Below are 22,766 nucleotides of genomic sequence, written 5' to 3' on the forward strand. Positions count from 1 at the left end.
ATGGATAATGAAGCTTTAATAGGTTCTTTTTCAGATTTTAAATATGAAAAAAATATAGATAGAGTGAGTTTAATGGCTATTTTAGAAGAATCTATACGGTGTGTTTTAAGAAAAAAATATGAATCATCAAAAAATTACGATATTATTGTTAATCCAGATCAAGGTGATTTAGAAATATGGAGAAATCGTATAGTAGTACAAAATGGGGAAGTTAAAAATATAAATATGGAAATAGAACTATCTATAGCTAGAAAAATAGAACCCGATTTTGAAATAGGAGAAGAGGTTACAGAAAAAGTGGAATTACAATCTTTAGGACGAAGAGCTATTTTATCTCTTAGACAAAATTTACTATCTAAAATAAACGAATATGATAATACAAATACTTATAAAAAATTCAAAAATAAAATAGGAGAAATTATTAATGTAGAAGTATATCATATTTTGCCAAAACAGGTAATAATGCGAGATGATGAACAAAATGAGATGGTTTTACCGAAACAAGAGCAAATTCCAAGTGATTTTTTTAGAAAAGGAGATCCAGTTAGAGCTTTAGTTAAACGGGTAGATTGGAAAGACAACAAACCTTTTGCTATTCTTAGTAGAAAAGACGAATCTTTTTTAGAAGAACTTTTTAAATCTGAAATACCAGAGGTTTCGGATGGGTTAATTATAGTAAAAAAAGTAGTACGTATTCCAGGAGAAAAAGCTAAAGTAGCTGTAGAATCTTATGATGATCGTATAGATCCAGTTGGAGCCTGTGTGGGAATGAAAGGTTCTAGAATTCATCCTATTGTTAGAGAATTAAAGAATGAAAATATAGATGTCATTAATTATACTTCGAACACACAATTATATATAACACGATCTTTAAGTCCTGCTAAAATTTCCATGATGGAAGTTAATGAAGAGCATAAATATGTAAATGTATATGTTAAAGTTGAAGAAATATCGAAAGCAATTGGAAAAGGAGGACAAAATATAAAATTAGCTAGTCAATTAACAGGATACAAAATCCATATTTTCAGAGATTTTCCTTATGAAGATGATGTAGAATTAACAGAATTTTCTGATGAAATAGAATCAGAAGTTTTGGAAAAACTTCATAAAATGGGTTTAAATACTGCAAAATCCGTTTTAAATTATAGAAAAAATGATTTAATAAGACGCACTAATCTTGAAGAAGAAACTATAAATAAAGTATTCACTATATTGAGAAAAGAATTTGAAGAAGAATTAAATATAAATACATAATATTTTTATTCTTAATACATTTTATATTTTTATATGACTGATAAAATCAGATTAAAAACAGTATTAACAAAATTTAATATTTCCTTACAGAGAGTAATTAATTTTTTACAAAAAAAAGGAATTGAAATAGAAAATAATCCTAATGCAAAAATAGAAGAACAAGTATATAAATTTCTTGTTCAAGAATTTCAAACTTATAAGGAAATACGAGATGCATCTGAAAAAGTTTTTTTGCAAAAAAAAATGGAAAAAGAAAAGATAAAAAAAGAATTATTAAAATCAAAATATATTCACAATTATCAAGTTATACGTGCTAAATCAGAAAAATTAATTGAATTTAAGAAAATAGGGGCAATAGATATTGATACATTAGATAAAAAATATGGTACTAAAGAAGAAAAAAAAAATAATTTACATCAACATAAAGATAGAAAAATAGTTATTAAAACTAATAATAAACCTGAACATATTGATACTATTTATCAAAAATTAGATGGAGTTATGTTAACAGGAGATAGAATAGATTTATCTCAATTTGAAAAAAAAAGAACGAAATCAGAAATTAAAAAAAAACGAAAAAGAATTAAAAAAGAAATTTTCATTGAAGAAATGAAAAATGTTCCTAATGTTCCTACAGTAAAAAAACAAAATAAAGAAAGAAAATCAGCCTTTAACTTTAATAAACATTCTCATTATAATGAGAAAAAAATAGATAAGTTCAAAAGTAAAAAAAATGTCACAAAAACAGTAATTACTGATGAACAAATAAAAAAACAAATTAAAGAAACTTTGGAAAAATTATCTTCCAAAGGAATAAAGTCAAAAGCCTCAAGAATTAGAAAAGAAAAACGTCAATCCAAAAAAGAAAAAAAATTTTTGCAAAATGAAATTGAAAATAAAAAAGAAGAAAAAATTCTTAAACTAGCTGAATTTACTACAGTAAATGAATTAGCATCTATGATGAAAGTAAATGCTACTGATGTGATTGTATCTTGCATGTCTTTAGGAATTATGGTTACGATGAATCAAAGATTAGATGCAGAAATATTAACTTTAGTTTCAGATGAATTTGGATTTAATGTAAAATTTGTTGGATTAGACTTAGAAGAGGCTATTCAAGATAATAAAGATTTAGAGGAAGATTTAAAACCTAGACCTCCTATTATTACTGTTATGGGACATGTAGATCATGGAAAAACATCTTTATTGGATCATATTAGAAATACAAATGTTATTGCAGGTGAAGCTGGTGGAATCACACAACATATAGCAGCTTATAGTGTGGAATGTTCCAATAATCAAAGTATTACTTTTTTAGATACTCCAGGTCATGAAGCTTTCACTGCGATGCGTGCTAGAGGAGCACAAATAACAGATATAGCAATCATAGTTATAGCTGCTGATGATCAGGTAATGCCACAAACTAAAGAAGCAATTAGTCATGCTCAAGCGGCTGGTGTTCCTATTCTTTTTGTTTTCAATAAAATGGATAAATCTAATGCGAATTCAGATAAAATTAGGGAACAATTAGGAAATTTAAATTTTTTGGTGAAAGAATGGGGTGGAAAATATCCTACTCAAGAAATATCAGCAAAATTAGGGACTGGAATAGATAAACTATTAGAAAAAGTTCTTTTAGTCGCTCAATCATTAAATTTAAAAGCGAACCCAAATAAACCTGCTATAGGAACAGTTATAGAAGCTTCTTTAGATAAAGGAAGAGGATACATTACTACCTTGCTCCTACAAGGAGGAACATTAAAAGTTGGAGATTATGTTTTGGCAGGAAGTCATCATGGAAAAGTAAAAAGTATTTTAGATGAAAGAGGAAAATCTGTTTTATCATCAGGTCCATCTAAACCTATTACTATATTAGGATTGAATGGAGCTCCTACTGCGGGAGATAAATTTAAGGTTTTTCAGGATGATAAAGAAGCTAAACTACTTGCTTCTAGAAGAGAACAATTACAAAGAGAACAAAATATACGAGCTCAAAAACATCTAACATTGGATGAAATAGGTAGACGTATAGCATTAGGTGATTTTAAAGAATTAAAAATTATTATTAAAGGAGATGTAGATGGATCAGTAGAAGCTATTGCTGATGCTCTTCAAAAATTATCTACGAATACTATTATGGTCAATATTGTTTATAAAGGAGTTGGTCAAATTACAGAATCTGATGTTTTATTAGCAAGTGCTTCCGATGCTGTTATTATAGGATTTAATGTTCGTCCTAACATTGGATCTAAAAATATAGCAAAAAAAGAAAATATAGAAATACGAACTTATTCGATTATATACGATGTGACCAATGATATTCAAGAAGCAATGGATGGTATGTTATCTCCCGATATTAGAGAAAAAATATTAGGAAATGCTGAAATTAGAGAAATATTTAAAATCCCAAAAATAGGAACTATAGCTGGATGCATGGTAATAGAAGGAAAATTATTACGTCAAGCAAAAGTAAGATTGATAAGAGAAGGAATTGTTATTCATAACGGAGAATTTACTTCTATTAAACGTTTTAAAGAAGATGTTAAAGAAGTTTCAAAAGGATATGAATGTGGATTAGGAATCAAAAATTATCATAATCTAAGAGCTGGAGATCTTATAGAAGTTTATGAAGAACAATCTGAATACAAAAAAAATTAATAAAATAATGTATGTACATGTACAGAACACATAATTGTGGAGAATTGAGGAAAAAAGATGTGGAAAAAAAGGTAGTACTATCTGGATGGGTTAAAAAAATAAGAAATTTAGGATCTTTATTTTTCATAGATATTAGAGATTATTTCGGAATTACGCAACTCATTCTTTCTAAAGAATTAGTCACAAAAAATTTTTTTTTAGGTAAAGAATTTATAATTAGAGTAAAAGGGAAGGTAGTAGAAAGATTGTCTAAAAACAACAATATTCCTACAGGTGAAATCGAAATTTTAGTATCTCATATAGACTTATTAAATTCATCTCTATCTCCTCCTTTTACTATAGAAAATGAAACAGATGGAAATGAAGAAATTAGAATGATTTATCGATATCTTGATATTAGAAGAGATTTTATTAAAAATAATTTAATAACTCGTCATAATTTAGTTTTAGAAATACGTAATTTTCTTTCTGAAAATGGATTTTTGGAAATTGAAACTCCTATTTTAATAAATTACACCCCAGAAGGTGCTAGAAGTTTTGTTGTTCCTTCTAGAATACACACTGATAAATTCTATGCATTAGCTCAATCTCCACAATTATTCAAACAATTGTTGATGATAGGAGGAATAGATAAATATTTTCAAATTGTAAAATGTTTTAGAGATGAAGACTCTCGTTCTGATAGACAAATAGAATTCACACAAATAGATTGTGAAATGTCTTTTGTGAAAGAACATGATATATTAGCATTTTTTGAACATTTTATAAAACATATATTCATAAAAATGAAAAATGTTCAATTAGATTCTTTTCCTTGTATTTCTTATTCTAATGCTGTAAAAATGTATGGGACGGATTCTCCTGATATTCGTTTTGATATGTCTTTTGTTGAATTGAATGATTTAGTAAAAAATAAAAATATTAATTTTTTAAAAACACAAGAATTAGTAATAGGAATTAAAATTATAAAATATCATAATTATCATGATAAAATGAATTGTTTTTTGAAAAAAATAGAAAATGGAAATTTTTTTTGGATAAAATATTTATATGATCGAACTTTACTTTCTTCCAATCAAAATTTTTTAAACGAAAAAATTATAAATATTTTTGTAAAATATTTTGAGGCTTTACCTGGGGATCTATTATTTTTTTCTTATGGAAAAAAAATAAAAACTAGAGAAGAACTTGGAAAAATACGATTAAAAATAGCAGACTTTCTTAAATTAAAAAATTCTAAAATTTTTAAACCTTTGTGGATTAAAGATTTACCTCTTTTAGAATGGGAAGAAGAATCTAAAAGATATAAAGCAGTGCATCATCCATTTACTAGTCCAAAAGAAGAAGATGTTCATTTATTGGAAAGATATCCAAAAAAAATTCGTTCTAAATCTTATGATTTAATTATAAATGGAATAGAAATTGGGAGTGGATCTATACGGATTCACAATAAAAATATACAAAATATAATTTTTAGACATTTAGGATTTTCTAGAAAGGAAATAGAATCTAGATTCGGTTTTTTTATCAAAGCTTTTGAATATGGGGTTCCACCTCATGGAGGAATAGCTTTTGGATTAGATAGATTAGTGAATCTTTTAGAAGGAAACAAAAATATAAAAAATTTCATTGCTTTTCCAAAAAATAATTACGGAAAAGATATAATGATAAATGCTCCATCTATTTTAGAAAAAGAAAAATTGAAAGAATTACATTTACGTTAAATAATTTTTATATCGTAAACAAGATTGTTTATATACAGATATAGCTTCTTTTCGATCCTTCCAATTTCCTATTTTTACTTTTTTATTTTCTAAATCTTTATATACCAAAAAAAAATGTTCTATCTCTTTTTTTGTATGTAAAGCTATCTCGTCAATACTATTTATAATATTATAATTAGGATCCGCAATAGGAACACAAATAATTTTTTCATCTTCTCCTTTTTCATCAATCATGAAAAATATTCCTATAGGTTTTACTTTTATTAAACAACCAGGGATTGTGGGTTCTGTTAAAAAAACTAACACATCTAATGGGTCCCCATCCATAGAAAGAGTCTTTGGAATAAAACCATAATCTGTTGGATAACTCATAGGAGAATATAATACTCGATCTAATCGAATTAGATTCTTTTTTTTATCAAATTCATATTTATTTCTGCTTCCTTTAGGAATTTCAATGAGTGCATCAAAACTGATTTTCATAATTTTTATATTATATTTTTGTACAACAATTAAATTTTTCTAAATATAAAGCTACTTTTTTAGCAAAACATCCACCTAAAATCCCATCTATTACACGGTGATCATAAGAATGAGATAAATAAATTTTATGTCTTATTCCTATTAAATCTCCTTTTGGTGTTTCTATTATAGACAATTTTTTTTGAATTAAACCTATCGCCATAATAGCTACTTGCGGTTGATGTATAATTGGTGTTCCAAACAGATTTCCAAAACTACCAATATTACTAATTGTATAAGTTCCTCCTTTAATTTCTTCAGGTTTTAATTGATTAGATTTAGCTCTTTTTATTAAATCATTAATAATTTTTATTAATCCTACTAAATTATAAGAATCTGCATTCTTAATCACAGGAACAATTAAATTACCATTTGGTAAAGCTGTAGCTAGTCCTATATGGATATTTCTTTTTTTTATTATGTTTGTTCCATTTACAGAAATATTTATCATAGGAAGATCTTTTATAGCTTTTACCACACATTCCACAAAAACGGACATTAAGGTTAATTTTTCTCCTGTCTTTTTTTGAAAAGAATCTTTCATTTTTTTTCTCCATTTCACTATATTAGTCACATCTGCTTCAACAAAAGAAGTAACATGTACGGAAATATTTTTGCTATTCACCATATGTTCTGCTGTAATCTTACGCATTCTATCCATCTCAATTATTTCTTCATTTTTACTATTAATATTTATATTTTTAATCTTAACACTATTGTCTTTAGGAATACAAATTGTATTATTTTTAATATGGATATATTTCAATATATCTTTTTTAGTAACACGTCCTTTTTCTCCAGTTCCTTCTATTGTCTCTAATTCATAAAAATTGATCCCTTCTTTTTGAGCAATAGTACGTACAAGAGGAGAATAAAAACGTTTTTTACTTCTTTCTATTGGAATATCCTCTAAAGAAAATTTTTCTTCTATTTCTAAAATAGCAATAAAACTTCCTACTTGAGCAACTTCATTAGGAGCGAATAGTTTCTTTTTTAATATACCATTTACAGGGGAAGAAATTTCAGAATCTACTTTATCTGTAGCTATCTCTACCAAAAGATCTTCTTTTTTTACAGACTCTCCCTCTTCTTTTAACCAACGAATGATAGTAGCCTCAGCTATACTTTCACCCATGGATGGAAGGGGTAAATTATATTCGGCCATCTAGATGAATCGTTTTATATTTGCAGATACCAATCAGATTTCACAATATGATCAAAATTGGAAAATTTATAAAATCAAAAATAATAAATTCATTTTAAAAAATGAAAATTCTTTCTTTAAATCAAATCAGAAATGCAGATCAATATTGTATTGATTCCGAATCAATTTCTTCCATCCAATTAATGGAAAGAGCGGCTAAAGGTTGTTTTAATTGGATTATTCATAATAAATATTTCCAAATAAAAAAAATTCCATTTATAGTATTAGTAGGAAGTGGAAATAATGGAGGAGATGGACTCTCTTTATCTTATATGTTACATTTATATGGAGCTACAGTTTCTGTATATGGAATCAATATTTCTAGTCATTGTTCAAATGAATTTTTAACTAACAAAAATAAAATATTAAATCATAAAATAAATTTTAAAACAATTGATGAAGGAGAAGAATTTCCTTTTTTTAATCAGGAAAGTTATCTTATTGATGCTATTTTCGGAATAGGATTCAATCGTACAATTAATCTATATTGGAAATCTTTTTTTCACTATATAAACGAAAAAAAATTTAAAGAAGTTATATCCATAGATATTCCATCCGGCCTTTTTATAGAAAAAAAACATGAAAATTTTGAAGGAATAATCAAAGCTACTTATACTTTAACTTTTCAAGTTCCAAAATTATCTTTTTTATTACCAAATTACGCAGATTATGTTGGGAAGTGGTATTTGATAAACATTGGGTGGAAAAATGATTTTCTTCGTAAAATACAAACTAAAAATTTTTATATAGATCATGTATCTATTCATACTATATATAAAAAAAAAATAAGAAAAAAATTTTCACATAAAGGAAATTATGGCCATGGTATAATTATAGGGGGGAGTTTTGGTATGATCGGATCTATTGTACTTTCCGCAATTGCTAGTTTTCGTGCGGGAATAGGAAAATTAAGTGTATATGTTCCTTATTGTGGATATAAAATTATCCAAAATCTTATTCCAGAAGCTATTGTAAATACAGACATTAAAAAATACTGGATCAGTAATATTGTCATTTCCAATGAAAATATAAATGCAATAGGAATAGGAATGGGAATGGGAACTCATCCTAAAACTGTGTATGCCCTAGAATCTTTTTTATTAAAAAATAAAAAAATACCGATGGTAATTGATGCAGACGCTATCAACATATTATCAGATAAATTACAATTATTGGATCTTCTTCCGGAAAACACCATTATCACTCCACATCCAAAAGAATTTAAAAGATTATGTCAATCATGGAAAAACGATTATGAAAAATTACATATTTTGAAAAAAATGTCTACAAAATATAAAATTTTTATTGTATTAAAAGGAGCACATTCTATTATTTCTACCCCTAGTGGAAATCTATATTTTAATAGTACAGGAAATACAGGGATGGCAACAGCTGGAAGTGGAGATATACTTACTGGAATGATCATGAGTTTTTTATCTCAAGGATATTCTCCAAAAGAAGCATGTGTTATAGGGGTTTATTTACACGGATTAGCAGGAGATATAGCTTCAAAAAAATTTAGCGAAGAAGCTGTGATTGCTAATGACATTATTAATCATATAGGGGAAGCTTATCTACAAATAAAAATTTGAGTTTATTCATTTAAATTTGTTATTATGATAATAATTAATAATATGACATGTTATGGCATATAATAAAATTATAACTGTTGTTAATAAACAAATTTTAGAAATAAAATCTCCATATTTAATATAAAAAGTTTTCTTTTTATTGAGATATATTTTACCAGATAAAACACCTTCTTTTCCATAAGGAATAGATGAAATGATTTCTCCTTTTTCATCAATAAAACAAGAAATTCCTGTATTTGCAGATCTAGCAACATATCTCCGATTTTCAATCGCTCTAATACGAGCATAATACATATGTTGTTTATGCCCTTGTGATAAACCCCACCATCCATCGTTAGTAATAATAACCATTAATTCCACATTATTTTTTCTAAAAAAATTAGAAACATATTCTCCAAAAACAGATTCATAACAAATAATAGGGGCTATTTTTATTCCTAAATAAGGATGTTTAAAAATAGAAGGGGAATTTTCCTTTCCAAGTTCCATTACAGTCCCTCCAAAATTAAGTAATATATTTCCTAATATAGGTAAAAAAATTTTTCTATAAGGAAAAGTCTCTACTGCTGGGACTAATTTAGATTTATGATGAAATTCAATATTTTCACTAGTCCCTATTTGAATTACTGAATTAAAAATATCTATCCATTGCATATTTTTCGTTTTTTTTGAAAAAATAGGAACGGAAGTTTTACTTTTATTTTTATGATATAAAGTGAGTAATTCTACTCCTGTTATAAATACTGTGTTCGGAGATTTTTTTTTCAAGTAATCTTTGAATGCAAAGATAATTTTATTTTTATTTATATTTTTTATTTGTATTTTTCCTGGAAACATAGTTTCAGGGGCTATGATAATCATGGATTCTTTATAAGATATTTTTTGATCTATTAATCTTTTTAATTTTGAAACTAATTCATTTTTTGAAATAGAATATTTCTGATTATATGGATCTATGTTAGGTTGCAAAATTAACACATTTACAGTACGGCCATATTGATTTCCTTTACATCTTATATATATAAGAAATGAAATCAAAATCATGAAAAAAATTATTCCTATATTTATAAATACTCTTTTATATAAGAATAAGATATTTTTATCATTTTTATACTGAATAATGGATTCTGTTAATCCAATATTAACTATCCATATCCATATAGATCCTCCTAAAATTCCCGTATATTCATACCATTGAATCCATTCCGTACGATTAGCAAACCCATTTCCTAAATTTAGCCATGGCCAAGATAATTCCCATTCTAAATGCATTTTTTCAAATGAAATCCACAAACAAACAAGAAATACATATCCTATTCTTTTATTTTTAACATGTTTCTTAATCCATGAAGAAAAAGAAAAAACAATTGACATAAAAATAGCATTAAATAATACAGGGAATAAATAAGCTTCTACAGCAAAAGTTCCATTAGTTCTTTTTGCATAAGATAACCACCATGTAGAAATAGCATTCCATGTTAAAAAAGTAATAAAAGAAAATAATAAAATATAAAATAAAGAATGATTCAAATAGTTCTCTATATATAACAAAGGAACAAAAGCGATAAATAAATATATTGGAGATCCATCAGTAGGCCATCCTAATCCCAAAAAAAGACCAGATAATACACTGAATATAAAAAATTGAATTTTTTTTATTTTGTGTAAAATTTTAACTAACTAAACTATAAAATAAGTGGAGCTGGCGGGATTCGAACCCGCGTCCAAACAAGTAGCATAAAAGATTTCTACATATTTATCCAAAAAAATTTTTTACATTTTTATCCAAGTTTTGGATCTCAAATAAAAACTTAAGATTCAAAATATAATTTTCAGAAAATTTAAGAATCATCTATTTTCTTATCCTTAATCCTTTTTAGTATCTCTATATCAGAAATTATAAGGAGGAATTTCCGAGAGATATTTTGCTACTGCATTTTTTGCAGACTAAGACTATAATGTGTTGTTGAACATTAAGCAGCAAAAGCGTATTCTTTTTCGCCATTTATACATTTTGTAACGCTTGATTCTCGTGTAATACCTTACGTGACACGATATGCTTTCTATTATTACTTATCTTGCTGTCAAATCCTAAATCAGCCCCTTATCTAAATAAATTTTTCCAATTATTTGTATACAACATTCTATTTTAAATTAAACTAATTTGATCTGATACATCTATTCTTATAAAGATAAATAATAAAACAGTAAAAGACCAAAGAGATGATCCTCCATAACTAAAAAAAGGTAAAACAATTCCTATAGTTGGAAAAAGGCCCATAACCATTCCTAAATTAATAATAATATGAATAAAAAAAATATTTCCAACTGAATATCCAAAAATTCTACCAAAAATATCCTTTTGTCTTTCAGATAAAAAATAAATACGACTAATAAATAATAAATAAAATATAATTAGAATTACACTTCCTATAAAACCCCATTCTTCTCCTACTGTACAAAAAATATAATCAGTATGTTGTTCAGGAACAAATTTTCCTTTTGTAATAGTTCCTTTTTTATATCCTTTTCCAAAAAATTTTCCAGAACCAATAGCTGTTTTAGAATATAATAAATTATATCCTACATTATCTCTATATTTTCTATCAAATTCATTTTGAAATAAAATATTGATTCTATCTTTATGATGTTGTTTAAAGAATTTTTGAAAAAAAAATGGAGAAAAAATAGAAAAAACTGAAAAACTAATAAATAAAAATATATAAAAAAATAAATCTATAAGTGATATGTTTCTTTTCAAAAAAAATAAAAAAATAAAACTAAAAAATAAAAATAAAACTATAATCCAAGGAGATAAACTTAACGAAAGTACAAACAAAAAAATGTAAAATAAAAAATAAAGTATAAAAGAAATAGATAATCCTTCTCTATATAAAGTCAGAAGAAAAGAAGAAAAAATTATAGATGAGCCAGGATCAGGTTGTAAAAATATTAGAAAAGTAGGGAGTACTAATATAATAAATATATATAATAATGTTTTATTATTTTTTTCGATATCCTCTTGACTCATAATATGAGCTATCATCAAAGATGTTGATATTTTAGACAACTCAGATGGTTGAAAACTAATAGGACCAAAAACATACCAAGATTTTGCTCCATTTATATTTTTTCCAAAAAAGAATACTCCAATTAAAAGAAATAACGTTAACAAAAAGAAAAATAGGGTTATATGTTTATAATGAATAGGTTTAAATAGAAAAATAATAAATATGAAAGTAAAACTTAATAATATCCATATTAATTGTTTTTCCGCTTTTTCGGGGGAAACAGAATATAAATTCATATATCCAAAAAAAATCATAATAATATAAATGATAACTACCCACCAATCTATGTTTCTAAACAATATTTTATTTCTTTTTATCAATAGAATGATTTGTGTAAGAATTATTTAACTTTTTCATTTTTGCTATTGAATGATATACTTGTTTCAATCCTGAAGTCATTATTTTTTTTTCAAGATTTTTTCTATTCACATTATTTTTAATATATTTTTCTGCAATAAGACTAGCAATAGGACCCGCCCAATGAGATCCAAACCCTCCATTTTCTATTACAACAGAAATAGCAATTTTAGGATCCTCTACTGGAGCAAATAATATAAAAATAGAATGATCAGGTAAAGAAACTATTTTATGATTCACTTTTATAAAATTCTGAGCAGTTCCTGTTTTTCCAGCCATTCTAATGTCAGGGGACTTAAAACTCTTTCCAGTTCCAATAATGAAAACCTTTTCCATTCCATTAATAATGAAATTAAAATATTTACTTTTAACTTTAGTATATTTAGCTACAGTATAATTAGAATTGGATATAGGTTTATGATTAATTTTTTTCACTATATGCGGAGTATAAAAAAAACCTCTATTTGCTATAGCACAAACCATGTTCGCTAATTGTATAGGAGTAACATTGATTTCCCCTTGACCAATACTATTAGAAATAATCGTAATAGCATTCCATTTAGTTATTCCATATTTTTTATTATAATAATCTCCAGTAGGAATGATACCTTTTTCTCCAGTAGCTAAATCGTTATATAAGTAATTCCCAAAACCAAAACTTTTGATAATGTCACACCATTCATTTACTCCTTTTGTCAAATTTTTAGGGTATTTTTCTATCACACGTTTATAAACTTGTGCAAAATAATTATTACAAGAAACAGCAACAGCTGTTTCTATCCCTATAGGAAATCCATGAATTCCAGAATGACAATGAATCCTTTTTCTTCCATATTTAAATCCTTTATAACATATAAAAGTAGTATTAGTATCTACTACTCCCATTTGTAGACCCGCTAACTCAGTTAGTAATTTAAATGGAGAAGCTGGAGGATAACGAGCTTGTGTTGTTCTATCAAACAAAGGATTATCTATTGTATCTTTTATTAATTTTTTAAATTCTTTAGTACGATTGATGCCTACAAATAAATTAGGATTATTTATAGGACTAGATACTAAGGATAAAATCTCTCCATTTTTAGGATTTATAGCCACTATTCCTCCTTTTTTTTGAAACATAAGTTGTTCTACATAATTTTGTAAATTCCAATCTATAGTTAAAGAAATATCATTTCCACTTACTGCTTTAGTATTGTTTTTTCTATTATTATAACTTCCTATAATACATCCTTTTCTATCTCTTAACCAATATTTTATTCCTTTTTTTCCTCTCAAAATTTTTTCATAAGATTTTTCCACCCCAGCCCAACCAATAAAATCTCCTATTTGATAATAATTAGACTCTTTTTTAAGATCCTTTTGATTCACTTCTCCTAGATATCCTAAAACATTAGCTGAACTCTCTACTTTATAATCTCTAAGAGAACGCTTTGTCCAATCAAATCCTTTATATTTATAAAGTTTTTCTTGTATAGCCGCAAATTTTTCCTTTGAAATAAAAGGTAAAAAAACAGACGGTAAATATTTAGAATAAGCTTTTGCTTTTTCTAAATTTTTATAAAAAGTATTTTTTTCAATACCTACAAGATTACAAAATTCTATAATATTAAAATGTTCATCTATAAGAATAGGAATAACTATTAATTCGTAAATAGATTTGTTAAAAACTAATAAATTATCATTTCTATCAAAAATTGATCCTCTTTCAGGAATGATAATTTCTTGTTTTATAGAAGTATTAAATGCATTTAGAATATACTTTTCCGTATATATTTGTATATAAAACAGCCGAATTATCAAAATTATACCTACAAAACTCAATAACATGTAAAATTTATATAGTTTTTTCAATGTTTAATTTTTCTGAAAAAAAAATATATAATACATAAAATAGTTGTAAAAATACTGCTAAATATTGTTCTAAATAAAACAATTTTGTTTAAAATAATCCCCTTTAACACTTCTAATATTAACAAAGAAAAATGATGGATAACAACCAAAGAAAATATGTATAACATTTTTCTAATAAAAGATAATTCATAAATAGAAAAATCATTTCTATTTATAAAATTTTTTCCATCAAAAAACTGTAAAAATTTCAATCTTAAAAAAGCAGATAAAGTAGAAGAAAAGGCATGAATTCCTCCAGAATTCATGCAATGATCAATAATCCACCCTATTAAAAATGATAAAAATAAAAATATGAATTTATTTTCATTGTATGGATATATTAATATAAAAAGAATATATATATAAGAATTACATGCTAAGAATAAAAATAAAGGATTGAATATTGATATTTGAATTAAACAAAGAAAAAAAATATAAAATACAGAAAAAATCAAATTTTTGATAACATTCATTATTTTTTTTCAACTTTATAAAGTTGAACATCATTCCATTCTTTTTTAAATAAATTTTTTACAACATAAGCATTTTCTATAGTCGAAAAATTAGCCATGAGTTTCACTTTTATAATATAATTAGCATGTTCTTCATCAAATTTATAAGAATGGACCCTCCCAATGAAAATACCTTCAGGAAAAGTTGCAGATTTTCCATCTGTTTCTACAATATCTCCTTTATGTATAGTGGAATGTCTGGGTATATCATATAAAACTACATATTCATGATCCGATCCATCCCAACTAAGAGTTCCAAAATATTTATTTTTTTTTAATCTGGCATTCACTTTAATTTTTTGGTTTAAAAGAGAAATTGCTATACTAAAATGTGGAGAAGTTTTTATAATAATCCCTGCAATTCCATTAGATAATATAATTCCCATATCTGGTTTTATCCCATCTATATTTCCTTTGTTAATAGTTATATAATTTTCCTGTTCATGAATACTGTTATTTATAATTTGCACTGGAGTAAAAATATATTGTTGTAGATAATTAATATCTTCTTTTTTAAGATCTTTAGATATTTTTCTTATTTTAGAATATATTTGAGCATTATGTAATTTTTTATTTTCATTTAAAAGTTTTTGATTTTCAATTTCTAATAAAAAATAATTACGTAATTTATAGATGGTTTCATAAATTTTTCCAATTATAAAATTAGAAGAACCAGCGTAAATATTTTGATGAAATTTTGAATTTGAAAAAGAAAGAAAAATAGCCGAAAATTCTAATAAAAAAAAGAAGATAAAAAAACGCCATTTCAAAAAAAAGTTAAAAAATTCACGCATAAAATTAATCTATAAACCCTATTTCATTAAAAATGTAAATTTATCAATATTTTTTAAAGCAACTCCTGTCCCTTTTACTACAGCTCTCAAAGGATCTTCCACTAAAGAAACAGAAAGCCCCGTTTTATTAGATATTCTTTGATCTAATCCTCTTAAAAGAGAACCCCCCCCCGCCATATATATTCCTGTTTTATAAATGTCTGCCGCTAGTTCTGGAGGAGTTCTAGAAAGGGTTTCCATAACGGCATCCTCAATTCGTAAAATTGATTTATCTAAAGCAGGAATTGTTTCTTTGTAAGAAAGATTCATTTCTTTAGGTTTTCCTGTAGGGAGGTCTCTTCCTTGTATATGAATATCTTCTGGAGGAGTTTCTATGGATTCCATAGCTGCCCCTATATCTATTTTTATTTTTTCTGCAGTTCTTTCTCCAATATACAAATTATATTTAGTACGAAGAAAGTAAGCTATATCATTAGTAAAAACATCTCCAGCTATTTTTATAGATTTTTGACATACTATTCCGCCTAAAGCTATCACTCCGCATTCTGTAGTTCCACCTCCTATATCAATAATCATATTTCCTTCTGCTTTTGTAACAGAAATACCTGAACCAATAGCAGCGGCCATAGGTTCCTCAATCAAATAAACTTCTTTAGCGTTAAGATGTTGAGCAGAATCCTTAACAGCTCTTTTTTCTACTTCCGTTATTCCGGATGGAATGCAAATAACCATTGTTAATGATGGAGTAAAAAATTTATTATTCACACCTGGAACTTTTTTAAGAAATTCTTTTATCATAAGTTCGGCTACCTGATAATCTGCAATTACTCCATCTTTCAATGGTTTATATATTTTAATATTTTCATGCGTTTTTCCTTGCATTTGTTTTGCATCTTCACCTACAGCTAATACTTTTTTTGTTCTTATATCTATGGCTATGATTGAAGGTAAATCAACTATGACTTTATTATTATGCATAATAAGTGTATTTGCTGTTCCTAAATCTATAGCTATTTCTTGAGTGAAAAGATTCTTCATAAAATCTATGACTAATCCCATTAATAGTTTTTTTATGAAAATATCTACCTAATTTAAATAAAAATAAATACAGTTTTTAAGTATATTGAATATATTAATAATTTCTATTTTGATTTGAAAGAACATAATGTATTCTTATTGCAAGGAAGTAACAAAGAAGATAAAAAAGAATATTTAGATAAATCTTTAATTTTAATATCTAAAAAAATAGGTAGAATTATTAAAATTTCATCATATTTTGAAAGCGAAGCATGGAATATGAAAAATTCTTCTACTTTTTATAATAGAGTTTTATATATAAAAACGAATGATTCTCCTATTGATCTTTTAAAAAAAATATTGAATATAGAATCCATCATAGGAAGAAGAAAAGACTCTTGTAAAGAGGAGTATAAGGACCGAGAAATAGATATAGATATTTTGTTTTATGATCATATCATTATATATAGTTTTATTTTGACAATTCCACATCCATTATTACATTTACGAAGATTTGTTTTAGAACCTATGTGTGAAATAGAACCAAATAAAAATCATCCAATATTTGATTTAACTATATTGGAAATATTAGGATTATGTATGGATAAATTACATGTTAAAAAAATTTTTTAATGAATTTTAAAATTTTCCTTAATAATAAAATTTCAGAAAATTAAACTTTCTGTTTATATCATATTATTCATTTTTTCCGTATCTATTTTTTACGGAAAGGATAAAAAAGAAAATGATGATGTTACATCAAATAATCATCATAAAATGGAAAATGACTTTTCTTTTTTGAAAAATATTTTAAAATATAAATCCAATACACAAGAACATGATATAAAAGAAGGAAAATCCTATTTAAAAGGACAAGCTACTATAGAATATGATAATACAAAAATTGAGGCAGATTACATAGAATTGGATTGGAAAACTGGAGATTTATATGCTCAGTCAAAAAAAAAAGATAAATCTATTTTTTTACAAAGGGGAAATCATCAATTTTTTTTCAGTAAAATTCACTTGAATTTAAATAATCAAATAGGAAAAGCAAAAAACTTTTCTATACAAGAAGAAAACCATATTCTAATAGCCAATGATATTGTTAAAAAAAAAGATAATATTGTAATGAAAAAAATTACATATATATCAGATCCTTTTTTTTTAAAAAATAAAGATAAATTTCCTGATTTTTATCTCAAAACAGATTATTTAAAATATTCTTTTTCAAAAAAATACATTTTTTCGGGTCCAATTTTTTTTTATTGGTATAGAGTTCCAATGCCTATTTTTTTACCTTTTTTTTACATTCCTATCAAATGGAACCAAGCATCTTATGGGTTAAGATATCCAAAATTTGGAATTAAAAACAAAAAAATATATATGGAAGATATAGGATTCTTTTTCCCTATTTCTGATTTATTAAATTTTAAAATCAATACTTCCATATATAATACTGAAAAATGGAAAATTCAAACAAAAATAGAATATAAATTAAAATATACTTATCATGGATTTATAAATTTTGATTATCAAAAAATATCAAATAAACAAAAAAATTATCTATTTCAATGGAAACATAATTCAGATATAAAATCAAATTCTGAAATCAATTTCAATGCAAATATTAATTATGATAATGTTTTACGGAATCATAAAAATTTTTCTTATATCAATATAAGAAAAGAATTTTCTAATTATTTATGGCTTATGGATATCTGTATGATTCAAAATAAAAATCAAATTAAGTTAACAATTCCAGAATTAATTTTACACACAAAAAATATACTATTTAATGATAAGAAAAAATTTTATTTAAATCAGGTAAATATTGAAAATAGATTACATTTTAAAAATTCTATAAATTTTGATAAAATAACGTATTTCCATTCTGGATTTAATCACAGTATGAGCATGACTGCTTATTTTTCTTTTTTTTATCCTTATTTAAGAGTTTCATCTAACATTTTGTATAAGGATTTTTATACATGGAATTTTCCTTATTTTTATACTTCCAATTTTCAAAAAATGGATATTTCAACAAATATAATATCTATTCCATTTTATAAAATTTGGAATTTTAAAAATACTGTTCTATTAAAACATAAAGTTAAACCAATTATATCTTTTCATATGATATATTTTCCTCCTACTTTTTATAAAGTAAAAAATAATTTTGAAAAAAGAATAAATTTTATTTTAAATAATGATTGGATAATAAAAAATACATGGAATAAAATTAATATCTATAAAAGAATAGAATTTCTAAAAGAAATAAACACCTCATTCATTATTGATCGTAATTTTATAAAATGGGAAAATTTTCATATTATGGGGAAAATTGGTTTAATAAAAAATTTTGAAGCAAAATATGAAGCAGGAATAGACTTTGAAAAAAAAGAAAAGAAAAATAAAAAAATGTATTTTGATTTTTCTTTTTCTTCTAATTATGATACTAATTTTTTTCCTATAAATGGAAAAAATAAATTTATAAAAAAAGGAAAAAATCGTTACGATTATTTTTTTTTCGATCAAAATAATTATGCAAAATATTCAATTCCGTTTAATTTAAAAATGGATTTTCATTCCAATTATGAAAATTTTTTTAATAAAAAAAAATTATTGAATACTTTATTAAGTTTTCATGGATCTATAAATATCACAAAATATTGGAAAATTAATTTTCATACAGATTATGATCTGTTAAAAAATAAAATAATATTTGCTAATATCATTTTTTATAGAGATTTAAGAAGTTTTGAAATGACTTTTAATTGGACTCTCGTCAAAAATTCTTCCTGGTCTTTTTTTATAGGATTAAAAGATCCTAATTTTAGGAATATCATACAGTATAATGAAAAAAACTAATTAATCATGATCCCAAAAAAAATTTCAATAGAAAAAATCCCATCTTATGGTCCATATAATACATGCGTTCTTGTTGGAGATTTTTTATTTATTTCTGGACAAATAGCTGGATATAAAAATCCAGAAAAATTTATTTCATATAATATAGAAATGGAAACAAAAAAAGTGATGGATAATATCAAAATTATTCTTTCTGAAAATGGAATGGGATTTCAAAATGTTATAAAGACTTCTATTTTTGTAACAGATATGAGTTTTTTTACCAAAATAAATAATGTATATTCTGAGTATTTTCATGATAGAAGTTATCCAGCTAGAGAAACTATACAAGTTTCTGCCCTACCTAATAATGCCAATATTGAAATATCTTCAATAGCATATAAAAATTAATTATTTTTTATTATTAATTGTGAAATATGAATTTTTCATTTTTATTGTTTTTTTTTTATTATCATTAAATAAAATATTTCCTAATGAAATCAAAAAAACTATACAAATAATTCATACAGATCTAATACAAAATGATGATTATAATCAAGCTGTTATTTTAACAGGGAACGTTCATTTAAAATACAGTAAGTATCATCTTTATTGTGATAAGATCATATATAACAAAAAAAATAATAAATTTCATGGTAATGGAAATATAAGATTAGAGTCAGAAAAAAATAAAATAATATCTCAAAATATAGTAGGAAATTTTTATAATTTTCAATTGTCAGGAAAAGTAGTTCTATATCAAGATAAAATAAAATTAACAGCGAATATCATTAATTTTAATTTTAAAACAACATTACTTCAAGCAATCAACAATGTTATTCTATTTTTTGATAAAATAAAATTAACGAGTGATATATTAGAATATAATTTTATACTAAAAAAAATTTTTTATAAAAAAAACAGCATTATTAATTATGGAAATTATACCATATGTAGTAAAGAAGGTATTTTTTATATCAATAGAAAAAAGATAGAATTAAAAGATGAAATAAAATTGATTAGTAAAGATTATACCGTATATACTAATTCTTTAGAATATATGCTTGAACAAGATCAAGTCAACTTTCATAGTCCTACTATTATAATACAAAATACAAATTTTAACAATTTTATTTATACTAAAAAAGCACTGTTTTTATTTAGAAAAAAAATATTTTTATTTAAAAACTATGTAAGTATTCATTATAATGGTATAATTATAAGGGGAGAATATTTATTTTTTGATCAAAAAAAGAAATGTGGGTTTATAAAAAATATTTTATTAGAGGATACAAAAAAAAAATGTTTTATAATAAGCGGATATGGGAATTTTGACTTTCATTCTGAGTTTTTAATTTTAAAAAAAAATCCAAAAATTATCAAAATATCAAAAAATAATTCAGTTCTTATTTCTTCTAACATTTTAAAAATAAGCATAAAAAAAAATAAGACATATTCAATCCAAGCTTTTTCTGTTAAATGTTTTTTTTTGAATGACCTCATTCAAGTAGAAGGAGAGTGTAATTTTTTTAATTATGAATCTTCAAATAATTATATGCAATTTGATGGAAGTCCTATATTTTGGTTCTACAAGCAACAAATCACTGGAAAAATCATATATATTCATTTTCAAAATGAAGAAAATGATTCTTTAAAATATATAAAAATTGTAAAAAATGTTTTTTATACAGAAATGATAAACTTTTCTGAGTTTAATCAAATAGAAGGAGATATTATGATAGGCTTTTTTCATAAAGAAAATTATTTAAAAGAAATGATGATGAAAGGAAATGTTAATAGCATCGTTTTTTTTTATTCTAATAAAGAAAAAAAAATAATGAATAGATTATCTTGTGAAATTCTATCAATTTATTTCGATAAATCAAAAAAAATAAAACGAATTTCTTGTTCAAAAAAAGCACATTCAGAATTAATTCCAATAGATAAAAATACTCCTAAAAAATTTTTTTATCTTTCTAGATTTTCTTGGAAAGAAAAAAACAAACCGGAAAAAAATAAAAAAATTTTTATACATAAAGAAATAGATAGGTACAAAAAAGAGAGCTTATTAGAAAAAGAAGAAATTAAAATTATGTTAAAAAATAAATAGAATAAAATTCTTATGAAAGAATTAGAAAAATATTTTTTTCAATATCAAACTCAAATAAATCCGTATCCTATAAATATTATAGTAAATCATGCTGACGGAAGTTATATTTATGGAACAAATGGAAAAAAATATCTAGATTTTATAGCAGGTATTTCTGTTAATGTATTAGGCCATGGAAATAAAGCAATAAAAGAAGCTATAAAAAAACAAGTAGATAAATACTTGCATACTATGGTATATGGAGAATTCATACAAAGCCCTTGCGTTAATCTTTGTAAAAAAATATCAGAATATGTTCCAAATCCACTAACCTCTACTTATTTAGTTAATTCTGGAACAGAAGCAGTAGAAGGAGCTTTGAAATTAGCTAAGTGTTATACAGGAAGAGAAGAAATTCTATCTTGTAAATGGTCTTATCATGGAAGTACACTTGGATCTATGAGTGTTATGGGATATGAAGATTATAAAAGACATTTTAGACCTTTATTACCTTTAGTTAAGTTTATTACATTTAATAACACAAAAGAATTAATCAATTCTATTACAGAAAAAACGGCTTGTGTAATTTTAGAAACTATTCAATGTTCTTCTGGAATTATATTACCTGATCATTCTTTTTTAAAAGAAATAAGAAAACAATGTCATAAAAAAAAAGCTTTAATGATTCTTGATGAAATACAAACTGGATTTGGAAGAACAGGAAAGCTTTTTGCATTTCAACATTATGAAATTGTTCCTGATATTTTAATAATGGGAAAAGGAATGGGAGGGGGAATGCCTATCAGTGCTTTTATATCATCTAAAAAAATTATGAAAGCTTTTATAGACATTGCTCCTTTCGGACATTTAACTACTTTTGGAGGAAATCCTGTTTCTGCTTCTGCTTCTTTAGCTACTTTAAATCAACTTATAAATTCCAATATAATGGAAGAAATTTCAATGAAAGAAAAATGGATAAGGGAATATTTAATACATGATGAAATAAAGAACATTTATGGAAAAGGTCTTCTTTTATCTTTTGAATTAAAAAATAAAGATCTAGTGAAAAAGGTTTTAAAAAATTGTATAGAAAAAGGATTAATATTATTTAGTTTTTTATTTCATAGCAGTTTTATACGTATATCTCCTCCATTAACTATCACAAAAAAGGAAATTCAAAAAGGATGTTCTATTATTATTGAAAGTTTAAATCAACTTAAAAAATAATGTAA

The 22,766-nt window shown here is 24.7% G+C and carries 17 protein-coding genes and 1 other RNA gene; 9 read left to right on the plus strand and 9 right to left on the minus strand.

Annotated elements, in window-relative coordinates:
* From nusA to aspS, 3 genes are read left to right on the plus strand one after another with little or no spacing between them, the layout of a single operon-like run.
* Positions 1 to 1,254 carry a transcription termination factor NusA gene (gene nusA / locus H0H62_RS00005; protein ID WP_185860721.1) on the plus strand — a complete coding sequence of 418 codons (1,254 nt, stop codon included), beginning with the start codon at positions 1 to 3 and terminating at the stop codon, positions 1,252 to 1,254.
* Positions 1,255 to 1,287: 33 nt separating this feature from the next.
* Complete coding sequence (gene infB / locus H0H62_RS00010; protein ID WP_185860722.1) at positions 1,288 to 3,912, plus strand: translation initiation factor IF-2; 2,625 nt, start codon at positions 1,288 to 1,290, stop codon at positions 3,910 to 3,912.
* A 17-nt stretch (positions 3,913 to 3,929) separates the two neighbouring features.
* On the plus strand, positions 3,930 to 5,636 hold the full coding sequence (gene aspS, locus H0H62_RS00015) for an aspartate--tRNA ligase (RefSeq protein WP_185860723.1): 1,707 nt from the start codon (positions 3,930 to 3,932) through the stop codon (positions 5,634 to 5,636).
* Here the strand turns inward: aspS and H0H62_RS00020 are convergent.
* Together H0H62_RS00020 and H0H62_RS00025 are read right to left on the minus strand one after the other, a co-directional pair.
* Positions 5,628 to 6,119 carry an inorganic diphosphatase gene (locus H0H62_RS00020; RefSeq protein WP_185860724.1) on the minus strand — a complete coding sequence of 164 codons (492 nt, stop codon included), beginning with the start codon at positions 6,117 to 6,119 and terminating at the stop codon, positions 5,628 to 5,630. The two genes, aspS and H0H62_RS00020, sit on opposite strands and share 9 nt — an antisense overlap.
* A gap of 10 nt (positions 6,120 to 6,129) precedes the next feature.
* Positions 6,130 to 7,323 carry a dihydrolipoamide acetyltransferase family protein gene (locus H0H62_RS00025; protein ID WP_185860725.1) on the minus strand — a complete coding sequence of 398 codons (1,194 nt, stop codon included), beginning with the start codon at positions 7,321 to 7,323 and terminating at the stop codon, positions 6,130 to 6,132.
* 101 nt (positions 7,324 to 7,424) lie between these two features.
* Between H0H62_RS00025 and H0H62_RS00030 the strand changes: the two genes are divergently transcribed.
* Complete coding sequence (locus H0H62_RS00030) at positions 7,425 to 8,954, plus strand: NAD(P)H-hydrate dehydratase (protein ID WP_185860726.1); 1,530 nt, start codon at positions 7,425 to 7,427, stop codon at positions 8,952 to 8,954.
* 6 nt (positions 8,955 to 8,960) lie between these two features.
* Here H0H62_RS00030 and lnt read toward each other — a convergent pair whose 3' ends face one another.
* The 7 genes from lnt to H0H62_RS00065 all read right to left on the minus strand — a co-directional run bounded on the left by lnt (position 8,961) and on the right by H0H62_RS00065 (position 16,637).
* Positions 8,961 to 10,565, minus strand: a complete 1,605-nt coding sequence (gene lnt, locus H0H62_RS00035) for an apolipoprotein N-acyltransferase (RefSeq protein ID WP_238784128.1) — start codon at positions 10,563 to 10,565, stop codon at positions 8,961 to 8,963.
* A gap of 83 nt (positions 10,566 to 10,648) precedes the next feature.
* Positions 10,649 to 11,058, minus strand: a transfer-messenger RNA (tmRNA) gene (gene ssrA, locus H0H62_RS00040).
* Positions 11,059 to 11,103: 45 nt separating this feature from the next.
* A complete protein-coding gene (gene rodA / locus H0H62_RS00045; RefSeq protein ID WP_185860727.1) occupies positions 11,104 to 12,345 on the minus strand; it encodes a rod shape-determining protein RodA in 1,242 nt (413 codons plus the stop codon).
* Complete coding sequence (gene mrdA / locus H0H62_RS00050) at positions 12,329 to 14,233, minus strand: penicillin-binding protein 2 (protein WP_185860728.1); 1,905 nt, start codon at positions 14,231 to 14,233, stop codon at positions 12,329 to 12,331. Before mrdA ends, rodA begins: the two co-directional genes overlap by 17 nt.
* A complete protein-coding gene (locus tag H0H62_RS03070) occupies positions 14,230 to 14,538 on the minus strand; it encodes a hypothetical protein (RefSeq protein WP_238784130.1) in 309 nt (102 codons plus the stop codon). Before H0H62_RS03070 ends, mrdA begins: the two co-directional genes overlap by 4 nt.
* 206 nt (positions 14,539 to 14,744) lie before the next feature.
* Entirely contained in the window at positions 14,745 to 15,578 is an 834-nt protein-coding gene (mreC, locus tag H0H62_RS00060; protein ID WP_185860730.1) for a rod shape-determining protein MreC, read from the minus strand.
* An 18-nt stretch (positions 15,579 to 15,596) separates the two neighbouring features.
* A complete protein-coding gene (locus H0H62_RS00065) occupies positions 15,597 to 16,637 on the minus strand; it encodes a rod shape-determining protein (protein WP_185860731.1) in 1,041 nt (346 codons plus the stop codon).
* A gap of 93 nt (positions 16,638 to 16,730) precedes the next feature.
* On the opposite strand from H0H62_RS00065, the gene folK reads away from it, so the two are divergent.
* From folK to H0H62_RS00090, 5 genes are all read left to right on the plus strand, one after another.
* Entirely contained in the window at positions 16,731 to 17,228 is a 498-nt protein-coding gene (gene folK, locus H0H62_RS00070) for a 2-amino-4-hydroxy-6-hydroxymethyldihydropteridine diphosphokinase (RefSeq protein WP_185860732.1), read from the plus strand.
* 144 nt (positions 17,229 to 17,372) lie between these two features.
* Complete coding sequence (locus tag H0H62_RS00075; RefSeq protein WP_238784131.1) at positions 17,373 to 19,466, plus strand: putative LPS assembly protein LptD; 2,094 nt, start codon at positions 17,373 to 17,375, stop codon at positions 19,464 to 19,466.
* Between the two features lie 6 nt (positions 19,467 to 19,472).
* Positions 19,473 to 19,856: a RidA family protein gene (locus H0H62_RS00080; protein ID WP_185860733.1), complete on the plus strand. Its 384-nt coding sequence runs from the start codon at positions 19,473 to 19,475 to the stop codon at positions 19,854 to 19,856.
* Positions 19,857 to 19,875: 19 nt separating this feature from the next.
* The gene (locus H0H62_RS00085) at positions 19,876 to 21,555 is read left to right on the plus strand and encodes an OstA-like protein (RefSeq protein WP_238784132.1); all 1,680 of its coding nucleotides are present in this window, start codon (positions 19,876 to 19,878) and stop codon (positions 21,553 to 21,555) included.
* A 12-nt stretch (positions 21,556 to 21,567) separates the two neighbouring features.
* On the plus strand, positions 21,568 to 22,761 hold the full coding sequence (locus tag H0H62_RS00090; RefSeq protein ID WP_185860734.1) for an aspartate aminotransferase family protein: 1,194 nt from the start codon (positions 21,568 to 21,570) through the stop codon (positions 22,759 to 22,761).
* The last annotated feature ends 5 nt before the right edge of the window (positions 22,762 to 22,766 follow it).

This window comes from Blattabacterium cuenoti (assembly GCF_014251695.1).
In the GTDB taxonomy this organism is placed as follows: domain Bacteria; phylum Bacteroidota; class Bacteroidia; order Flavobacteriales; family Blattabacteriaceae; genus Blattabacterium; species Blattabacterium cuenoti_T.